The following is a 16215-nucleotide window of genomic DNA, read 5'->3' as shown; positions in this document are numbered from 1 at the left end:
TTACCTAGTGCTTTATCCAGTTAATTCCTTTTTTTAAATAATCGGAGGTTTCTTTTTCAAAAGATTCCGTCAATTGATAGTCATAATCCCAACGGGCTAAAGGCGGCATACTCATTAAAATAGATTCCGTTCTCCCCCCTGTTTGCAGTCCAAACTTAGTGCCTCTGTCCCAAACCAAATTAAACTCTACATAACGTCCTCTCCTGAGTTGCTGCCATTTAGTATGTAGTTCCTTAAAATCTTTATTTTTATTAATATGCATGAGATGAGTATAGGTAGGAGCAAATACCTCCCCCACAGCTTTAACAAAATCAAAAATATCTTCTTTACTCCTGGTATCAGTTTCAGACAGCCTGTCAAAAAATATTCCTCCAACACCTCGGGTTTCATTTCTGTGAGGTAAAAAGAAATAATTATCGGCCCATTCTTTAAATTTAGGATAGTAGGAAGCATCATGTGCATCACATACGCTTTTTAATTGCTGATGAAAATAGCTCGCTTGTTCTTTATCAATAATATGTGGAGTGAGGTCAATTCCTCCCCCAAACCAATAAGTGCCATTGCTTAGTTCAAAATAGCGAACATTCATATGAATAATTGGCACCATCGGACTTTTGGGATGCATTACAATAGAAACCCCTGTTGCAAAAAACTTCAATGGATCAGCAGAAGATCTATCAACCTCAAGAGTTTTTAGCAGTGCTTCAGGAGCATCTCCTTCTACCGCTGAAAAATTCACACCTGCCTTCTCTAATACTTTACCGTTCAGCATCACATTGGACCTGCCTCCTCCTCCGGACGCATGGCTCCAAACATCTATTGTAAACTTACCTTTTTCATCCTCCAGTTCTATCTCCTTACAAATATTTGCCTGAAGTGACTCAAACCATTTACTTATTGTTTCTTTAGTAAGCGCCATTGATCCTTTGAAATTTTATGCTCATCAAATATGTAAATTATTCCCTTATCCTTCGCCTAAAAATAACTATTTTTGGGTGCAACGAAGGTAGAAAATAAAAAAAAGAATGAGTACGAAAACCAGCAATAAAAGTCAGGAAAAAATAGCAGAAAGGATTTTATTAAAGGCATATCGTTTAATGTTTACAGCCAAAAGAATGGCTGAAATCTATGATGAAAACAAAGCTATCTGCTCTAAATATGTTCACAGCACATCTCGTGGGCATGAGGCTATTCAGTTAGCCACTGCCCTTCAATTAAAGCCTATTGATTATGCTGCCCTGTACTACAGGGATGAATCTTTTTTATTGGGACTAGGCCTGGAACCGTATGAACTCATGCTTCAGTTAATGGCCAAAAAAGATGATCCGTTTTCCGGGGGCAGAACCTATTACAACCATCCCTCACTTAAAAGAGAGGGCTTTCCCATCATTCCACATCAAAGTTCTGCTACTGGTATGCAGGCTATTCCTGCCACAGGTATGGCTCATGGATTAAAATTCAAAGAAGCCCATGGTTTGGGTACTGATGGAGAAAAACCTGTTGTTATCTGTTCATTAGGAGATGGCTCAGTAACAGAAGGTGAAGTATCTGAAGCCTTTCAAATGGCTGTCTTAAAGAATCTACCTATCATCTACCTCATTCAGGATAACGACTGGGGAATTTCTGCCACTGGAAAGGAAATGCGCGCCATGGATGCCTATGAGTTTGCCGGGGGCTTTAAAGGACTCAAAAGGATCAGAGCCAATGGCACTGATTTCGTTGACTCCTACCAAAAAGTAGAACAGGCAATCACTCATGTACGAAACAGAAAAGGACCTGTGCTGCTTCATGCCAATTGCCCACTCCTGGGACATCATACTTCCGGAGTAAGGAAAGAATGGTACAGGACAGAGGATGACCTGGAATTGCATGCAATTGGTGATCCTATACCTAAATTTCATCAATATTTATTAGACATCGGGATAGAAGAATCTGCTTTGACCGGTTTGGAAAAAGAAGCAGTGGAAATTGCCAACAATGCCTACGAAAAAGCTTTGCAGGCTGAAGATCCTGATCCTGCTGATGTTGAAAAACATGAATTTGCCCCCACAACTGTTACAGAAGAAAAAGGGGAAAGAAAGCCAAAAGGAGCCGAAAAAGTAGTGATGGTGGATGCTGCACTGCATGCTGTAGATGATATTATGCAGGAATACCCTGAAGCTTTGTTCTACGGACAAGATGTGGGCGGTACGCTTGGTGGTGTTTTTAGGGAAGCAGCCAATCTTGCTAAAAAATATGGGGATGGCCGTGTATTTAACACACCTATCCAGGAAGCTTATATTGTAGGCAGTACAGCCGGTATGTCTGCTGTAGGTGCCAAACCAATTGTGGAAATTCAATTTGCAGATTATATCTGGCCCGGAATGAATCAGTTAGTAGAAGAATTATCAAAATCTTGCTACCTATCCAATGGACAATTTCCTATACAATCATTAATTCGTGTGCCAATAGGTGCTTATGGTGGCGGTGGCCCCTATCACTCCGGAAGTATAGAATCAACCTTACTGACAATTAGAGGGATCAAAGTGGTTTACCCTTCCAATGCAGCTGATATGAAAGGTTTAATGAAAGCAGCTTTTCTGGATCCTAACCCTGTGGTATTCCTGGAGCACAAAGGTTTGTATTGGTCTAAAGTGCCGGGAACGGATGAAGCCAAAACCTGGGAACCCGATTCAGAATACATTATTCCTTTAGGAAAAGCATTGATTACTCAGGAGGCAGAAATTGCCAAAATAGATTCCGGTGAATCCATGGTAATTATCACCTATGGAATGGGAGTTTATTGGGCAAAAGAAGCTTCCAAACAATACAAGGGACAGGTTGAAGTTGTTGATCTTCGCACCCTGAACCCATTGGATTGGGAAACCGTGAAAGAGCGAGTAGAAAAACATGGTAAGGCATTAGTGCTTACTGAAGAACCTTTATTGAATTCTTTTGCCGAATCCCTTGCCGGCAGGCTAAACCAACATTGTTTTCAAAAACTAGATGCTCCGGTAACTGCCTATGGAGCACTCAATTTACCGGCAATCGGTTTAAATGTACTTTGGGAAAAAGCCATGTTACCGAATGCGGAAAAAGTAGGAAATGAAATTGGAAAACTTTTGAATTACTAAAGCAACGATCATTAAGTAAAGGGAGGTAGCTCTTCCCTTTACTTTACCTGATAGACAGACCATTCGCATTACCTCCCTAACATTTCAGGATCATTCCAGACTATTGTAGATTAGAAAAAAGGGTTAACTACGTTTTTAGTCCTTTATGCAGGCTTGAACTAATAAGTTTAATCCGGCTTAATTAGCTATACAGCTTCCAATGTACCTTCCTGCTCGATTTTATCCTTATGGGAGTTATTTTTTTAGTTACATTAAGAGAATTAAAGCTGGGTTAAACAAATGGAAAGATTGATATACTTCATGTTATTGTTTTTATGGGGTGTCAGCCCGGGCTTCTGCCAGAATTCAAAAGTTGACAGTCTTCAGTCTTTACTTCCCAATTCAAAGGATGCGGAAAGGGTTGAAATACTTCATGCACTTATTCTTGACCTTTGGCTGAATTCCCCTAATGAAGCCAAGCAATATGCTAAAAAAGCGATGAGTCTTTCTGCTTCATTGAAAGACCCTCGTCTTCAATCTATATCATTACGTTTAATGGGAGGTGTTGAAGTTTATCTGGGCGAATACGATTTAAGTATATTATACAGTAAGGAGGCACTTAAACTGGCCACTAAAATTAATGACGTACAGCTCATTGCAAAAACTTTAAATAATATTGGCTATGCTTATTATAATCTAGGGAGTTATTCAGAAGCGCTTGAAAATTTCCTCAGGGCTATACAAATAAAGCGTACTCTACAACAAGATTACGCATTGGGCAATACACTCAACAATATTGGATTAGTTTACTTAAATTTAAAAGACTTTACCACTGCCAAAAAATATTTTAGCGAAGCATTGGTTCTTTCTGAAGATATCAAAGACAATAATATAAGAATATATTCTATTAACAATTTAGGACAAACGTATCTACAGCAGGGTGATTTTTCAGAAGCTGAGAAACATTTTAAAAAGTCGATAGAAATATCCAGAACCTTTGACAATAAGAATTGGCAGGCTACGGCTTATAGTGGCCTCGGTCAATCATATTACAACCAGGGACTAACAGATCTTTCAAGAAAACAATTTGCTTCAGCGCTTTCCATTCGTAATAAAATAGGCGACTTAAGAGGTGTTTCTGAAGTCTATTACTACTTAAGTAAAATGCACGCTGCTAACTCTCAGCTCGATTCTGCTTTTTATTACATTAACATTAGCCAGAGTATGGCGAAGAAAGTACAATCACAAGAACGTCTGATTGAGAATTTCAAACTGTATAAAAACCTTTACATACAACAAAACCAGTATGACAGTGCCTTATACTTTCAGTCCTTATATACAGGCTTGCGAGAAAAACAGTTTGATGAGAACTCAATCAGAAGTATTGCAGGAATTCATTTGAAGCTCAAGGAAGAAGAAAATTTAAAACAATTAGCCATCAAAGACATACAACTTCAGCGTAAGTCACTTCAGGCCAATTTTTTTGTAGCCATTGCCATTCTTATCCTTGTCATTGCCTTAGTTCTTTACTGGTACTATAGAATGCAGAAGCGATTGGGAAGGAATTTGACTATAAAAAATTTAAAAATTAGTAATCAAAAGGATGAAATTGTTCGCAAAAATAAAGAATTGAACATTTTAAACATTGAAAAAAACAATCTGATCAGTATTGTAGCTCACGACCTTAAGAGTCCACTCAACAACATCAAAGGATTGATAAGTATTGTTTCATCAATTTCCCAGGAGGAAAAAGCCACAGAGTATATTGAAATGATTAAGCTCAGCACCACTCGTCTTACGGATATGATTGACAAAATTCTGGATATAGAGGCAATTGAATCCCGTAAACTTAACATGGAGCTAGAGAAGATGAATTTTTCTGAAGTGGTGCAAAATGTAGTAAGTCGGTTTGAGATTGAATCCCAGCGAAAACAAATTACATTACATTCCTCCATCGCTGACAATGCAATGGTGAATGTTGATAAAAGTTATATTGATCAGGTAATTGAAAACCTGCTTTCCAATGCTATCAAATTTTCCCCTCCTGGAAAAAATATTTTCATTAATATCCATCTCAATGAAACGAGTGCTCTTTGTGAAATAAGAGATGAAGGGCCTGGCTTAAGTGAAGACGATAAGAAGAAACTGTTCCGGAAATACCAAAAATTAAGTGCTTCCCCTACAGCTGATGAAACCTCAACAGGGCTCGGATTATCAATAGTGAAGAAATTTGTAGAAGCTATGAAAGGGCAAATCTGGTGTGAAAGTGAAGCAGGAAACGGAGCAAGCTTTTTCGTGAAGTTTGACCTTGCTGCTTAAATTTTCAACAACTCCTGAATGGAATAGAATCCTCATGAAAAGTAAATTTTACCTAGGCCTCTCATGAAAATTGATGTTGAAATAAAATTCATCTCTATGGACTTTATAAAGCCCTTTATAAAAGCATTTTAATAGTTAAAACTTCAAAAATTAGGCTTTTCATCAAAAAGCGGGGCGTTACAATGAGTTTCTAACATTTCATTTCCAAATTTTATTTCACTTTCTTTTTGCTTGAACAAAAAGAAACAAAAATTCAAGACAAAACAATGCTTCTACGCTTATCCCAACGCTGGCCCGCTGTTTTGTCCTCCCCTCCCGCTCTCTCCGAGCAAAACTTGTCCCGGTAAGTCGGGATTTTATTTGATTTTCTGATATGATAGTATTTATCAAGAGTTCCCGGAATAATCAAGGAACCTACCGAAATGAAAGCGGATAGGTTCCTTGCTGTAAGTTAAATCTTTTCCAACTCCCCTTTTACAAACTGCATCAAAGTCCTGATGTTATCAATACTGAAATCAAACTTAATGTTAGCTGCTTCATATATCTCAGGAATTGAATGAGTGTAACCCAATTTCAAGGCATTCATATATGATTGCAGACCTGACTTAGGGTCTTGCTTAAAGTTTCTCCACACCGCAATGGCTCCTAATTGTGCCATTCCATATTCTATATAATAAAAAGGCACTTCATAAAGGTGCAGTTGTTTCTGCCACATTTTACTTTTATTCAATTCAAGTCCACTCCAATCAGTAATAGTATCAGAAAAGTCATCGAATATCTTGTTCCAGTTTTCCGTTCTTTCCTCTACCGTATGTTCAGGATTTTCGTAAATCCAGTGTTGGAATTTATCTATAGTTGCTACCCAGGGCAAAGTCTCAATTATTTGCTCCAAATGCTCCTTCTTAGCACGTTTCAGGTCAGCTTCATTCTCAAAAAAGATATTCCAATGGTCCATAGTAATTAGTTCCATGCTCATGGAAGCTAACTCAGCTACTTCAGAAGGCGTATTTCTAAAGTCATTAAGTTCCAGATCATTCATAAGAAAGGAATGCACAGCATGACCACCTTCGTGCAGTAAGGTAACCATATCCCTTAAAGTAGATGTGGCATTCATAAATATGAAAGGAACACCTGTTTCCGACAGCGGGTAATTATACCCACCCGGTGACTTTCCCCTGCGGGATTCCAAATCCAAATGCCCTATTTCATCCATTTTCTTAAGGCAATCACCCAAAAACGGATCTAATTTTGAGAAGCATTCAATTGTCTTATCTGTTAAATCTTTAGCGCCCTCAAAAGGGGTTAATGCTTCCAAGCCGGAAATATCCACTGCTTTATCCCATGGCCTGAGTGCTTCCAATTGAAGCTTTTCCTTTCTTTCCTTTGCTATATCATTAAGCAATGGTACTACTTCTGACTTGACAGAATGGTGAAATTCAAAACAATCAGTAGGATCGTAATCAAATCTTCCCATGGCTGTGAACATATAATCCCTGAAATTCTTAAAGCCGGCATTTTGCGCTACCTCTGTGCGTAATTTGATCAGCTGATTAAATAATTCATCCAGTTTATCTTTATCCTCCAACCTTCTGGAAGCAATTTTATGGTAGATTTGCTCTCTTAATTTCCTATCGGTAGATTGTAACTTTACTGCCGCTTGTTGCAGAGTAAGTTCCTGTCCCTCATGCTCCACAGACATGGTGCCCGATATTGCACCAAACTTTTGGGATAAGCTTTGTATTTCAGTATCCAGTGGAATGTTTTCCTCCCTGAATATTTTGACATCTTTTTCCATTTCGCGGATCATAATATCAAATCCTTCCTGCTTTCTTAAAGCATCTATATATGGAGAAGCTAATGCCTTTTTGTTCAACTTGTCGGAAAACGGAGCAATATGTGGTTGAATTTCCCTCACAAAATATTCAAAAGCATCCGATAGCGTTTGATCAGTGGTATCACAGGTCATTTTAATATAGCGCCAAGCCATGTCCTCGGAAACTACTGATTCCAATTCGCTCATTTGGTGAAACCATTTCCTGAGTTCTTCCTCCGAGCTGATTTCAGTATTTAATAATTTTTCGAAATATGGTTTCAGGCTCTCCCAATCCTCTACTTTAAAATCCTCAGGAAGGAAAGTTCTTTGCTTTGCTGTTAATTCCATTAATATTTAGTAGTTATTATATTTTCAGTATCATAAAAAAAGAGGCGAATGCCCCTTCTTTCTTACACAATTCTTTCATTAAAGTTATCCGATTTTAATTTTCACATCGGGGGATGTAGGATGTCCTACACAGTTTAAAATATAACCTTCTTCTTTTTCAGCATCAGAAAGCCCTTCATCTTCGTCCATATGTACACTTCCGGAAAGTAATTTCCCTCTACAAGCAGTGCATAGTCCGCTCTGACAAGAAAATGGTAAATCAATGTCTAAATCCAGTGCAGTTTCTAATATGGTTTTATCTTTTGGCACTTCAAATTTATACTCTTCACCATCAAACAAAACAGTTACTTCATAATCCTGTCCCTGTTCTTTTCCGGCAGTTCCTTTTTCCGCCTTATCAATTGTACCCTGTACAAAACTTTCTTTGAAAATATTGGCTTTATCAATACCGAAAGTATCAAGATAGCTTTCCACGTTCTTCATCATTCCCTCAGGCCCACACATTAAATATTGCGTGCTATCAATTCCCCAATTAGGAATTCTATCAAGTATTTTTCGCAACATCTCCTCATTCAACAAACCTGATTCCCCTTGCCAGTTCAAAGGAGCATCATCCAAAATATGGATCACATGCATTCTCCCCTCATATTTATCTTCCAGCTCATCAAAAGATTTCTTGAAAATTATAGATTCCAGGTTTCTATTGGCATAAATGAGAGAGATAATACTTTCCGGTTCAGCATGCAGGATACTTTTGGAAATCCCCATCATTGGAGTAATCCCACTCCCACCGGCAAACATAATCAAATGCCTTTTCTTTTTAGCATCCACTTCAGTAGTGAAATTACCCATCGGTTCCAGCACTTTCATAGTATCACCCGCTTTTAAATGATCATTCAGGTGATTGGACATTCTACCATTTTCTACTCTTTTTACCGCCACAGCAGGATATTTATCCACTAAAGGAGAGGTACATAAAGAGTAGGCACGTCTTACACTCTCACCTTCAATATCGGTAATAAGCGTAAGGAACTGGCCAGCCGTATATTTAAAATCCCAATCCGGCTGCTCAAACACAATCACTATAGCGTCTTTTGCTTCACGAATTACTTCACGTACAGTTAACTGCTTGTACCGATCCTTTTTCTGGGTAGGTTCTGTTGATTTATCTTTCTTTTTAAAAAAATTAAATGCCATAATTTTTATTCTATTGTTGATGTAATTAACTAAGTCTTAATTGAAAAGTTATCACAAAAATAAGAAGGTTTATGCAATTTCGCCTACCTTATGTCAATTTGCTTTCAATGATATTTGAAAGAGTCTATTTAATGAAAAACTTTCTTTAGTTCAAAAAGGTTATAATAAAAATATTTCAAAGATGGCAAAAGCAAGTTTTAAGTTAATCCGCGCAATTAGAAAATCAGCAGAAACAATTAAAAACGGTACTGAATACCAGTGGGGCCATATGGGAAGCTGTAACTGTGGTCATCTGGCACAGGAACTCACCACTTTTTCCAAAAGGGAAATTCATGAATATGCCATGAGAAAGTCTGGCGACTGGACTGATCAGGTCCAGGCTTATTGCAGTAGCAGTGAAATGCCAATGGATTTAATCATTTCTTCAATGATGGAAGCAGGGCTGGAGCGTAAGGATATGGTAGAGTTGGAAAGGTTGAAGAACAAAGAAGTCAGGCGTTTCATGGGCCTTAAGGGACAAAATTTATCGCATAACAAAAAGGAAGATGTTGTTAGTTATATGTTGGCCTGGGCAGATTTGTTGGAAAATGAATTAATTGAAAGAGTTACATTACCAAAGCATCTGTTGAAACCAGATAAATCAACATCTACCCATCAAGCACACGTTTTCCTGTAAAGGGAATGATAAAGCCTCATCACTTTGTCTCAGGTAATTTTTCCGGTTTTGCCAATCCACGATAAGCTGGTCCCTCCAACACTTCTCCATCCGTAGAAAACCTGCTTCCGTGGCATGGGCAATCCCAGCTTTTTTCTCCATTGTTCCAATGCACCACACAACCCATATGCGGACAAATGCCTGAAACAATATGTAGCTTTTCCTCTGTATCACGGTATACGGCCAATCTTTCATTGTTGAGCTTAATAGTTTTCCCCTCTCCTGCCCGAACTTCCTTAAGCTCATCTGCATCTCCATAAAACAAATAATCCTTCATCAGCTGAAAACTCACATCTGCATTGGCTTTCATAAATTTAGCGGCCGAGGCAACAGGGGTGAAACGAGTAGGGCTGTAGAGTTTTGACCATTGGTTTTTCATTCCCAAGATGGCATCGCTGAAAATTTTGCCCGCCATGGTACCATAAATCAATCCATCGGCTGCAAAACCTGTAGCAATAAAAATATTTTCCTCCATAGGACTTCTGCCTATATAAGGCAGGGCATCTGCCGGTTTATAATTTTGTGCAGCCCAACTATATTCTATCTTAGCTACATCAAAATTGTCTCTCAGATATTCTTCAACTTTCATGAAACTATCCTCAGTATTGTTTTCATGCCCCACCTTGTATGGCTCTCCTAAAACAAGCAAAAATTCCTCTTTACCACGCTTGTAAGGACGTATAGAATAATGTTGATCCTTGAACATATGCCAATAGATTCCGGGAGCCGGTAATTTACTATTTAATTTCACGGCCAGTGCATGTTCCCGCATAGGCTCCATAGCTGTATGAACTGCATATATACCTTTGGGAGAATGTGTAGCCATAATTACCTTATTTGCCTTTACAGTAGCGTATTCAGTTTTTACAATACATGGCCTTCCATCCTTCACATTGGTCACTTTTGTATCCTCGAAAATTTGACAATTATCACTTTTAATGGCCGATGCAAATTTTCGCACATATTGCAAAGGGTTAAACTGTGCCTGATCTGCTATTTCAATTATTTCATCTAACTTAAAAGGGAAATTTTCCGGTGCATCAGTACTTATTTTCAAACCTGCAATCTTAGCAGCTTCCTGTTCATTTTTTATTTTGGAGCTTTCGGATTGGGTGCCGGGCGTGGTAAAAAGATAAAAGGGAACTCTTTCAAATTCACAATCAATATTGAATTCGTGTACACGTCTTTCTATAAAATCAATGGCAGACTGCCTTGAGCTAACCACTTCTTTCAAAGTACTTTCATCATGTTTGGAGGCTATAGTAAAAAGTTGCTCATCAATAGGGGCATATAAATTACCTGTTGATGAGCCGGTAGTCCCCATGCCCACTTTCATTGATTCTATTACAACCACTCTTTGTCCTTCTTTCGCCAGATGGTAGGCAGTGGTGATACCTGTTATTCCAGCCCCCACTATTGCTACATCTGCCTGAATATCCTCAGATAATTGAGGAAAGTATAAACTATCAGCATGGGGACTCCATACAGCTTGTGAAGAAAAATGTTTGGTTGCCATATCAATTGATTTTCGTTGATTTTTTATATGGATTCTAAAAATAAATCACACTTGTTCGTCATTTCCCCGATAGCTATCGGGGGGCTTATTTTAAAGTAGTTACAAATGATTCTCGTGCAATTGTCCAATAGGCTCTATTTAATTAAAGTTCAATCAGAGTAAATCAGAGATGAATAAAACGCATGTTTATTTATACGAAAATAGAATAGGTGGCGATGAAAGAATATACAAAAGTTCATAAAAAAAGCCGATAACTCTTATTAGTTATCGGCTTTCCTCTTTTTAGAGTTTTTATCTCTTATTTTTCCACCTTATTTAAATCAACAATTTGCACTTCTACCCTTCTGTTTTCTTCAGGGTTCTTGGAATCTGATTGGGTGGCACCAAAGCCTTTGGCAATGATCCGCCTTCTCACTATTCCTTTAAAATTAAAGAAGTTCACTACCTCAATGGCTCTTTCGTTAGATAGTTTTCTATTGAAATCAGGATCTCCTTCTGCCGAAGCATAACCTGAAATTTGTATACCCAATTGATCATTTGCTTTCAGATGGTCATTGATCTCCTGAAGCACCTGAGTATATTTATCATTATATTTCGCCTTTCCTACATCAAAATAAATTTTATAGACAGGCTCTAATAAAGATTTATCATAATTGGCAATCACTTGCTTTTCTTTCTCTTCCTTTTGCCTCCTGGCTTCTTCCGTCACATACATAGTAGGCAAAGAATAAATTGTTTCTCCCTCAACCACCCTGCTTTTTAAGGTTGTTGTATCACTTTCATCATAATAATACGTGCGACTGGCAATTTCCATATCATCAGTATTTTCAGAAAAATCCACATCATCAATTGGATTGACTGAATACATGAGTTCCATCAGGTAGTTAAAAGCCGTGGTGTCTTCAGTTGCTATCATAGCATCCAGCATATCATACACATCAATGCTATCATTTTCAATCAACATCGCCTCGTTTGTTTGTCTTGGTGAATACTGGCCTCCCTGGCCTGTATCGAAGAAAGCATTGTTCACCGACACTTCCTGTCCCACAACTACATCAAATTGCTTAATGAGATTTAAATTGATTTTCTGATACAGTTCATAAAAGTAAGTTTGATTGGGAATGTTTATATTCAAAGTATAAGGCAAATACCCTTCTGATTCAATAATGAGGTCATAATTTTTACCTGGAGGTAAAATAATCAGGTAATTACCTGTATTAGGATCAGGGTCGTACACATAATCCACTTTGGTATTATTATCATTGTCCACTAATTTTATTTTAGTAGAAACCGGCTGTTTGTCAGGACCTGCAGTTATTTTTCCTTTCAACATGGTAAGAGGAATATTGGCATACTGTTCCGGCATGTCAAAAGTATAAATATCCTGCCCACCATAACCACCTTGCCTGTCGGATGAAAAGAAGCCTTTGCTTCCATCTGCCGTAATAGTGAAGTAATTATCATCAAAAGGTGTATTGATAGGATACCCCATATTTTCCGGGCTTTCCCATTTACCCGCTTTCCTCACAGCCCTGAATATATCCCTGCCGCCCATTGAGCTAATACCATTGGAGGTATAATACAGGGTTTTCATATCAGGATGAATAAAAGGAGCATCCTCATCATATTTTGTATTGACTTCAGGCCCTATGTTTTCAATATTTCCCCAATCACCGTTTGGTAATTTTTCTGTGACATATATATCCATGCCACCATAGCCTCCAGGCCTGTTGCTGGCAAAATATATTTTCTTTCCATCTGGTGTAATGGAGGCCGTGCTCTCAAGATTGTTGGAATTGAGTCCTTTAATAGGTGCAGGTGATCCCCACTTATCCCCTTCTTTAATCATCAGGTAAATACTTCCTTTATTGCCTGAGCCAATGAAAACTAACATTTGCTGGCCATCAGGAGAAATACCGGCAGTACCCACGTTATCACTTGTATTCAATTCGATTTTCGAAGGGCTTCCCCAAGTGCCATCTTTCCTGTAAGTAATATATATTTCTTCTATTGCCTTTCCTGTTCTACTGTTTGGTCGTAATGAGGTAAAAGCCATAACACCCTGATCAGCAGAAACCACAGGATTGTATTCTGTAAATTCCGAATTAATAGGAGGTGCCATTTTAACGATATCAATTTCTTTTTTATTCCTTATCAGTTGGAAAGCATTTTCAGCTTTCTGCTTTTGAAAGCTCGCTTCTGCTATGGACTTAGTATCCGATTTACTCAAAGTGCCCAGGTATTTATCATAATATTTTAATGCTTTTTCAAGCTCCAGGTTTTTATGAAAAGCTTGTGCTGCGAAATAATACACATCCTTTGGTAAGTTATCCGGAAACTTGGCTTTCTCTATTTCTTCAAAGCTTTTAAGAGATTTCATTTGTTCTGAAGCATCTGGTTGTTGCATATAACTTACCCCCAGCATATAATGAATTTGAGGATCTGACGCACCTAAAGCAACGGCCTGGTTCAGGGATTCAATTGCCCCTTTATAATTCTTAATATTATAAAGGTTCTCACCTCTATAAAGCAGGTCATCCACATTTGCAGTTTGGGCAAATGACAATGTGGAAACCAATAAAAGAATTGAAACAAGAAATGTATTTCTCATAATTTTTTAAAATTTAACAAAGATTAAATAGCTGTATTTCCCACCTTTTACAAAGAACATATGAAAATGAGCCTGTAACTGTCGAAAAATAAAGTTATACATATGAAATCAATATAAATAAAATATACTGTTTCACAGTAGCATTAGCAATAAAATAAGTCTTAAATATATGGCATTTCTTTAAAAAAAAGGAAATATCATTTGCTTCTTTCGATAGCCTTGAGTCTTTTTAATAATGGGGGATGTGAGTAATGAATAAATACATACAATTTATGAGGTTTTAAATTGCTCAAACTATCCGCAGAAAGCTTTTTTAAAGCTGATTGAAGCGCTTCTCCCTTGTAAGTATTTGTAGCAAATTGATCTGCCTGATATTCATGTTTTCGACTAATATAATTTGAAAACACACCTATGGCTAAACTAATAGGGGTATAAATGATCCCAAAAGCAATGAAATTAACAGCAAAACTTAAATGATTAGCTCCTAAAGCTTTACTCAATTCCGGGCTGAAAATCATGAAGGACATGATCCAAAGCATAAGCCCCATTTGAGCCACTCCACTAATCATTCCTGAAATCGTGTGCTTCTTTTTATAATGCCCCACTTCATGAGCCAAAATAGCCACTAGTTCTTCATTAGTTTGTTTCTCAATTAAAGTATCATAAAGCACAATTTTCTTCCGCTTGCCAAAACCTGAGAAAAAAGCATTGGCTTTGGTTGATCTTTTGGAACCATCAATTACATAAATATTATCAATAGGAAAATCTACTTTTGCACCATAATCCATAATATCATCTCGCAATTCTCCTTCTTCCAAAGGGGTCAATTTATTGAATATGGGCAGTATCAAGCTGGTGTAAAAGAAATTGGCTCCCACCATAAATACTGCAATTACCAGCCAAAAAATCCACCAATAGGATTGGCCTAAGTAGCTGATCAGAAAAACGAGTATACTTAATAAAATCCCTCCAATCAAAGCAGTCAATAGGTACCCTTTCAACTTATCTTTCCAAAAAGTAGCAGGTGTGGATTTATTGAAACCATATTTTTCTTCAATTTTAAAATTGGCATACCATTGAAAGGGAATGTTGATCAGGTCATTGGCTAAAAATATAATCCCGAAAAATGCCAAAGTTTGACCTACCAGTGTATCGAAATGCAATCGCACAAATTCATCAAGTATACCAAACAAACCAAAAACAATGATCACAATAATGACAAGGAAACTAAAGGCACCGCTAATGAGTCCAAAATAGGTGTTATCTTTTTGATAGTTCAAAGCTTTCACATACTGTTGCTCATCATAAACATCCTTAAGATCATCCGGCAGTTCCCCACTTTTCTTTCTGAGATTAAGATAATCAACTATAGTAGTTAATACATATTCAATAATTACAATCGATAAAATGATTGTAAAAAATTGATCCGAAGTTAATTGCATAAATGCTAGAATTTAGGACAGGGTATTCGAAGTTTGTCGGCAGGTGGCCTACGTGGGTCAGTTAAGGAAAGTACATAAGAAATAGAAATTTCATGGGCTCCGCCACTCCTGATGCCCAGATCGGAAATAGTATAATCAAAGCTGTAACCTACTGAAAGCTTCTCGTAAGCATAGCCAACTAAAAGCACAATTGATTCAGAACCGGAAAAGCCATTCGGTGCATTAAAAGGAATACCTCTGTACCATAAACCTACCACCATGGGTTCCAAGGTGGTATAAACCCCTAAATCCAATTGATCAAAACCGCCTTGCATTTTATATTGGGCTGTTGGGGTAATACTTCTTTCATCGCCATCTTTGGTATAGCCTTTTCTGCCATAGCCGGTACTCAAAGGTAATTTATAGCCGGCATGGAAAGAGTGTTTCATAGGCAAACGACTTTCATCGCCTAAAATAGACTGGTTGGGTTGGTTAAGGTGAAAAACAGAATAACCAACCCAAAAATTACTGGAATAAAGCACCCCACCGAAGGAGAGATCTATAAAATTCTTGCTTTCCCCTGTGGCACCTTCGCCAGTAGGATTCTGAAAACTCTGAGTCTCCGGATCCCACTGATCACCGAAAGTCAGTCGGTCAAAGTTTAAATTTCTGTTATATACTGCCACCTGGGTACCAGGTCTGAAGGTAAGCTTATCTGTTAAACGTAACTGATAAGCGTATTGTAAGCCAACTGAAGTAGAACGTAAACCCACAAGGCCTTCCTGGTCACGGGTAATGATCATCCCTACTCCACTGCTGATTCTGTCAAAGAAATGATCAAAATAAGCTGAATAAGTGGTAAAATTAGCATCAATACTAGGCCATTGATTTCTGTAATTGATACCAAACCGGCTCATTTGGGTATTGCCTGCAAAAGCCGGATTTAAATAAAGTGGCGCAGCATAAAACTGCGAAAATTGCGGATCCTGGGCATTTAATTCTGTATGAACCAACATACCAAAGCACACAACGCTTACTTTAAATACGATAAGAAATTTCTTTTTTAAAATTTGACGCACGTTACACCTATTATCCTGATAATTCCCGAAAGATATAAAATAACTCAGAAAGCATAATGATAAATCAATCTAAAACATGAAAATTTAGAAATGAAATCAGGTTT

The 16215-nt window shown here is 37.7% G+C and carries 10 protein-coding genes; 3 read left to right on the top strand and 7 right to left on the bottom strand.

Annotated elements, in window-relative coordinates:
* Window positions 1-4: 4 nt before the first annotated feature.
* A complete protein-coding gene (hemF, locus tag JKA74_RS00600) occupies window positions 5-919 on the bottom strand; it encodes an oxygen-dependent coproporphyrinogen oxidase (RefSeq protein ID WP_201429210.1) in 915 nt (304 codons plus the stop codon).
* Window positions 920-1025: 106 nt separating this feature from the next.
* Between hemF and JKA74_RS00595 the strand changes: the two genes are divergently transcribed.
* Window positions 1026-3113, top strand: a complete 2088-nt coding sequence (locus JKA74_RS00595; RefSeq protein WP_201429209.1) for an alpha-ketoacid dehydrogenase subunit alpha/beta — start codon at window positions 1026-1028, stop codon at window positions 3111-3113.
* Between the two features lie 279 nt (window positions 3114-3392).
* Window positions 3393-5411 carry a tetratricopeptide repeat-containing sensor histidine kinase gene (locus JKA74_RS00590; RefSeq protein WP_201429208.1) on the top strand — a complete coding sequence of 673 codons (2019 nt, stop codon included), beginning with the start codon at window positions 3393-3395 and terminating at the stop codon, window positions 5409-5411.
* A 451-nt stretch (window positions 5412-5862) separates the two neighbouring features.
* Here JKA74_RS00590 and JKA74_RS00585 read toward each other — a convergent pair whose 3' ends face one another.
* Both JKA74_RS00585 and JKA74_RS00580 read right to left on the bottom strand, forming a co-directional pair.
* Entirely contained in the window at window positions 5863-7572 is a 1710-nt protein-coding gene (locus JKA74_RS00585) for a M3 family oligoendopeptidase (RefSeq protein ID WP_201429207.1), read from the bottom strand.
* 84 nt (window positions 7573-7656) lie between these two features.
* Window positions 7657-8769: a ferredoxin--NADP reductase gene (locus JKA74_RS00580; RefSeq protein ID WP_201429206.1), complete on the bottom strand. Its 1113-nt coding sequence runs from the start codon at window positions 8767-8769 to the stop codon at window positions 7657-7659.
* Window positions 8770-8950: 181 nt separating this feature from the next.
* Between JKA74_RS00580 and JKA74_RS00575 the strand changes: the two genes are divergently transcribed.
* Window positions 8951-9445 (top strand): hypothetical protein, encoded by a 495-nt coding sequence (locus tag JKA74_RS00575; protein WP_201429205.1) that lies wholly within the window; start codon window positions 8951-8953, stop codon window positions 9443-9445.
* A 19-nt stretch (window positions 9446-9464) separates the two neighbouring features.
* Here the strand turns inward: JKA74_RS00575 and JKA74_RS00570 are convergent, their stop codons facing one another.
* The 4 genes from JKA74_RS00570 to JKA74_RS00555 all read right to left on the bottom strand — a co-directional run bounded on the left by JKA74_RS00570 (window position 9465) and on the right by JKA74_RS00555 (window position 16111).
* Entirely contained in the window at window positions 9465-11000 is a 1536-nt protein-coding gene (locus tag JKA74_RS00570; RefSeq protein ID WP_201429204.1) for an FAD-dependent oxidoreductase, read from the bottom strand.
* A gap of 298 nt (window positions 11001-11298) precedes the next feature.
* The gene (locus tag JKA74_RS00565) at window positions 11299-13611 is read right to left on the bottom strand and encodes an OmpA family protein (protein WP_201429203.1); all 2313 of its coding nucleotides are present in this window, start codon (window positions 13609-13611) and stop codon (window positions 11299-11301) included.
* A gap of 197 nt (window positions 13612-13808) precedes the next feature.
* Window positions 13809-15053 carry a M48 family metallopeptidase gene (locus JKA74_RS00560; RefSeq protein WP_201429202.1) on the bottom strand — a complete coding sequence of 415 codons (1245 nt, stop codon included), beginning with the start codon at window positions 15051-15053 and terminating at the stop codon, window positions 13809-13811.
* A 5-nt stretch (window positions 15054-15058) separates the two neighbouring features.
* Complete coding sequence (locus JKA74_RS00555; protein ID WP_201429201.1) at window positions 15059-16111, bottom strand: PorP/SprF family type IX secretion system membrane protein; 1053 nt, start codon at window positions 16109-16111, stop codon at window positions 15059-15061.
* Window positions 16112-16215 lie beyond the last annotated feature (104 nt).

The organism is Marivirga aurantiaca, assembly GCF_016679925.1.
GTDB lineage: Bacteria > Bacteroidota > Bacteroidia > Cytophagales > Cyclobacteriaceae > Marivirga > Marivirga aurantiaca.
This window is presented reverse-complemented; position numbering and strand designations above follow the sequence as displayed.